This window comes from Nocardia sp. NPDC004582, assembly GCF_053602115.1.
The window spans coordinates 1-4,726 of the sequence record NZ_JBSGCY010000249.1; the positions used below are offsets into that span (position 1 = coordinate 1).

Here is a 4,726-nt window from a genome sequence, read left to right on the forward strand (position 1 = left end):
CGGCCGGCGCCGCGCAGCAGCTGCAGCAGGGCCAGCAGGCCCAGCGGGTCGGTGAGATCGTCGGCCGGATCGTCGACGAACACGCCGCGGTGCCCGCCCGCCTCCGCGCCCTGCGCGATCAGCACGTCCGCGCCCGCGGCCACGGCCGCGCGCGCTTCGGCGACGGTCGTGACCGTCACCCACACCTCGGTCCCGGCCGCGTGCAGCCGCGCGATCTCCGCGATCGACGGGCAGCCGAAGGTGGTCGACACCACCGGGACGGGGTCGGCGACGAGCAGGTCCAGCTTGGCGTCCCAGTCGTCGCTGTCGTAACGCGGCTCGCCGACGGGGAATTCGGCGGCCAGTCCGCCGACATACGCCTCGAACCGATCGGCCGGACTCGGTTCGGACGGAGAGAAGAGGTTGACCCCGAGCGCGCCGGAGGTGAGCGCTCGCGTCGCGGTGATCCGCGCGGCCAGGTCACTCGCGGGCAGATATCCGGCGGCCACGAACCCCAGCCCGCCGGCTTCGGTCACGGCGGCGGCCAGTTCCGGGGTGGACGGACCCCCGGCCATGGGTGCCAGGACGATCGGCGTACGCAACTCGTCGAGAACCATCTCACCATTGTGCCTTTTCGGTTACGGTTTGTGATCAAGGGTTCGAGGACTCGAGCTGGCGTTATCGCACAAAAGGTTGCGAAATGGTCACAAGCGAGTACTGTTTCCATCACAGCGATGCCGAATCGTTACCGGACCCTCCGAACGCTAGGACTTGCAGTGCCGCATCACCGAACGACCGCGAACTCCGTAACAGTCATGGATTTGCTTGGTGATTCCGGTGCTGTCCGCACTGGCGTCACCTCGCGCAGGCGGCACCGGGCCGAGCCCACCGCCACCGACAAGGTCAAGACCGCGGCCAGTTTCGCGGTCGCCGCCGGCGCCCTGATCGGCACCGGCTCGCAGTTGGTTCCCGCGCTCGCGCACGCCGCTCCGCTGCTCCCCACACACGACGAGAAGGCCGCCACGGTCGCCGAGGACGTCGCCCCCGCCGCGGCGACCGCCGATCTGAAGCAGGCCAAGGACGTGGCCGCCCCCATCGCCGAGCCCGCCCCCGAGGCCCCGGTCGCGGCCCCCGCGCCGAACCCGGCCCCCTTCGGCCTGCAGAACCTGCCGCCGGAGATCTCCGCCCCGCTGGCGCAGGCCGAGCAGACCCTCAAGTCCCTGCAGCAGCAACTCAACCCGGGCCCGGGCGTGGTGAAGCCGGTCGACGGCCAGCTCTCCTCCGGCTTCGGCATGCGCTGGGGCGCAATGCATTACGGCATCGACTTCGCCGACCCGATCGGTACCCCCATCCACTCGGTGATGGGCGGCACGGTCATCGACGCCGGCCCGGCCTCGGGCTTCGGCCTCTGGGTGCGCGTCAAGCAGGACGACGGCACCACCGCGGTCTACGGCCACGTCAACGACATGTACGTGAACGTGGGCCAGCGCGTGAACACCGGCGATGTCATCGCCTCCGTGGGCAACCGCGGCAACTCGACCGGTCCCCATCTCCACCTCGAGATCTGGGACGCCGCCGACAACAAGATGGATCCGCTGCCATGGCTAGCCAGCAAGGGCGTTCTCATGCAGCAGCAGTGGGGACCGGACCAGTAGATCGTTCACCGGCCCCCGCGATGCCCGGACGTTTTCCGGACCGGCGTCTGCCGGTGGGTGCGGTGACGACACTGGACGAACTCTTCGACCCTGCCTCCGTGCACGGCCGTTCCTACGCGGTGCTGGTACAGCACCCGCGGTCGACCGTGCTCGAGGTGGCCGAGCGGCTGACCGTGCCGCCCCGGGTGGCCGAGTCCGCGCTGGAGGCGCTGTGCCAGCTCGAGGCCGTGGTCCGGCTCACCGATGGCAAGGGCGTGGTGCGGTTCGACGCGCACGCCCCGGAAGCCTTGTCGGAGGCCGAGACTCGCCGCCGTAATCAGGAGATGCTGCGCATGCAGTCGGCCGCCGCGCGCCTGGGGGAGACCTTCCGCTCGGTGCGCCGCACCACCGACGCCGACGGCGCGGTGGTGGCCGTCTACGAGCGCCGTCAGCTGCTGGCCGACTTCGAGGACCTGCAGCACACCGCGCACGCCACCGTGAAGGTGGTGGAGCGCGGCCCGTTCCTCTCCGACGTGGAGACCGAGGAGCGGATGTTCGAGCTCAAGACCTCGCGCATCACCGCCGGCATCGACTACCGGACGCTGTACCAGGAGACCATCTACCAGGATCCGGAGCGGCTGCGCCACGTGCTGGCCACCAATGCGGTTGGCGCGCAGGCACGTACCCTCGCCGACCCGCCGATGAAGCTGATCGTCGCCGACGATCGGCGCGCGGTGCTGGTGCTGCACACCGACGAGCGCCGCGGCGACCCCATGGGCGTCCGCGTCGGCCCGTCGCCCACTCTGGACCTCTTGGTCAAGACCTTCGACGCGCTGTGGCTGACCGCCACGCCGATCTCGGTGAACCCGTCCGAGGCGCTCGACGATCGGGACAAGGCCATCCTCACCCTGATGAGCATGGGCGCCACCGACGACACCATCGCGCGCCGGTTGGGCCTGTCGCGCCGAACCGTGGTGCGCCGCACCGCGAGTCTGCTCGAGCGGCTCGGCGCCAGCACTCGCTTCCAGGCGGGAGTGCAGGCGACACGCCGCGGCTGGCTCTGACCGCACTGTGGTGCAAGTCACTTCGTCGCAACAATCAATGCTGTTCGGCGATAGTCCCTGTGCTCGGGCCGCCGAGGCCGCGGGCGAGCATCGATATGATTAGCTGATCTGCTCACCCGCCGACGTCCAGGGAACAGGCGTCGGCCCGCGGAAAAGATGTCCCCGAGAGGTTGATGCACGCGAATGGAAACTGCCCGCCGTACAGCTCGCGGTAATCGTCGGCGTCGGTCCGGCAGTCCACTCTTCGGACAGTTGCTCACCGCCGCGGTCGAGTCCGCGGCCGACTCCACGGCCATTCGGTTCAACCGCACCGGCGCTCCCGCCGACCAGCGGGAGATCAGCTACCGGGACCTCGACGCGCAGTCCTCGCAGCTGGCCCGCGAACTGATCGCCCGCGGCATCGGCCCGGGGGACATGGTCGCCATCGGCATCACCCGCTCGATCGAATCCGTGTTGTCGGTCTGGGCGATCGCCAAGACCGGTGCGGCCTATGTCCCGGTCGACCCGGCCTACCCGGCCGACCGCATCGAACATCTGCTCACCGATTCCGGCGCGGTGCTGGGCCTGACGACACGCGAATATCGGGAGGCGCTGGGCACCGCCGCCGAATGGATCGAACTCGACGATCCCGCACAGGCACAGCGCATCGCGGCGCACCCGGACCATGCGATCTCCTACGCCGACCGGGCGGGCACGATCACCGAGCAGCATCCGGCGTACGTGATCTACACCTCCGGGTCCACCGGCAAGCCCAAGGGCGTCGTGGTCACCCACACCGGCCTGGCCGGGCTGGTGGCCGCCGAACGTGAGCACTACGCGGTCACCGCGGACTCGCGCGTGCTGCACGTCTGCTCCCCGAGCTTCGACGTCTCGGTGCTGGAACTGCTGCTCACCTTCACCGCGGGCGCGACCCTCGTCATCGCGCCGGCCGGTGTCTTCGGCGGCGTGGAACTGGCCGAGCTGCTGGGCCGCGAACGCGTCACCCACGTACTGATCACGCCCGGCGCGCTGGAATCGGTGGATCCGGCCGGGTTGACCGAGCTGACCACCGTGGTGGTCGCCGGCGACAAGTTCGGGCCGGAACTGGTGTCGCGCTGGGCGACCGGCGAGCGCCGCTTCTACAACGGCTACGGTCCCACCGAAGCGACCATTCTCGCCACCTCGAGTGCCCCGCTGCCGCCGGGCGGGCCCATCACCATCGGTACCGCGATCCCGGGTGTCGGTGCGTACGTGCTGGATTCGCGGCTGCGGCCGGTGCCCGACGGCGTGGTCGGCGAGCTGTACCTGTCGGGTCCCGCACTGGCCCAGGGTTATAAGGGGCGACCCGGCCTGACCGCGGAACGCTTCGTGGCCAGTCCGTTCGGCGAGGCCGCCGGAACGCCGGGCGCGCGGCTCTACCGCACCGGCGATCTGGTGCGCCGCAACCCCGCGGACTCCGAGCAGCCGGGCGTCATCGAGTACCTGGGCCGCTCCGACTTCCAGGTCAAGATCCGCGGTCTGCGGATCGAGCTGGGCGAGATCGACAATGCCCTGAGCGCGCACCCGGACGTGGATTTCGCCGCGACACTGGGCAAGACGCTGCCTTCCGGCGCGACCGCCCTGGTCGCCTACGTCCTGCCGCGGCCCGGCGCGACGCTCGACACCGCGGCGCTGGCGGCCCACGTCGGCGAATCGCTGCCCGCGTACATGGTGCCCGCCGCGATCGTGGTGCTGGACGAGATCCCGCTGACCCCGGTCGGCAAACTGGACCGGAATGCGCTGCCGGAACCGGTCTTCGCGGCTCGCGAATTCCGCGCCCCGGCCACCCGCGCGGAGGAGCTCATCGCGGAGGTGTTCGCCGCGCTGCTGATCCCCGACGACCCGGATGCCAAGGTCGGCGCGGACGACGACTTCTTCGAACTGGGCGGCAACTCGCTGCTGGCGGCCCAGGCCGCCGCCCGCATCGGCAGCGCGCTCGGCGTGCGGGTCCCCGTCCACGTGCTGTTCGACGGCGCGACCGTGGCCGAACTGGCCCGGCGCCTGGACGGCGCGGCGGCCCCCGTCGCCACC

Annotated in this window: 4 protein-coding genes; 3 read left to right on the forward strand and 1 reads right to left on the reverse strand. The window is 70.5% G+C overall.

Annotated elements, in window-relative coordinates; all coding sequences use genetic code 11:
- Positions 1–596, reverse strand: a 596-nt coding sequence (locus tag ACWELJ_RS33325) for a nitronate monooxygenase (protein WP_452370048.1), incomplete at its 3' end; no start/stop codon positions are given.
- Between the two features lie 198 nt (positions 597–794).
- On the opposite strand from ACWELJ_RS33325, the gene ACWELJ_RS33330 reads away from it, so the two are divergent.
- The 3 genes from ACWELJ_RS33330 to ACWELJ_RS33340 form a co-directional block, all read left to right on the forward strand.
- Positions 795–1,634, forward strand: coding sequence for a M23 family metallopeptidase (locus ACWELJ_RS33330; RefSeq protein ID WP_452370049.1), 840 nt, complete (start codon positions 795–797; stop codon positions 1,632–1,634).
- A gap of 62 nt (positions 1,635–1,696) precedes the next feature.
- A complete protein-coding gene (locus tag ACWELJ_RS33335; protein ID WP_452370050.1) occupies positions 1,697–2,677 on the forward strand; it encodes a LuxR C-terminal-related transcriptional regulator in 981 nt (326 codons plus the stop codon).
- Between the two features lie 183 nt (positions 2,678–2,860).
- Positions 2,861–4,726: non-ribosomal peptide synthetase (locus ACWELJ_RS33340; RefSeq protein ID WP_452370051.1), on the forward strand; the 1,866-nt coding region annotated here is incomplete at its 3' end.

Bases quoted from the DNA above. Each gene is read 5' to 3' on its own strand.
- ACWELJ_RS33330 (WP_452370049.1), top strand. From the start codon at position 795: ATGGATTTGCTTGGTGATTCCGGTGCTGTCCGCACTGGCGTCACCTCG.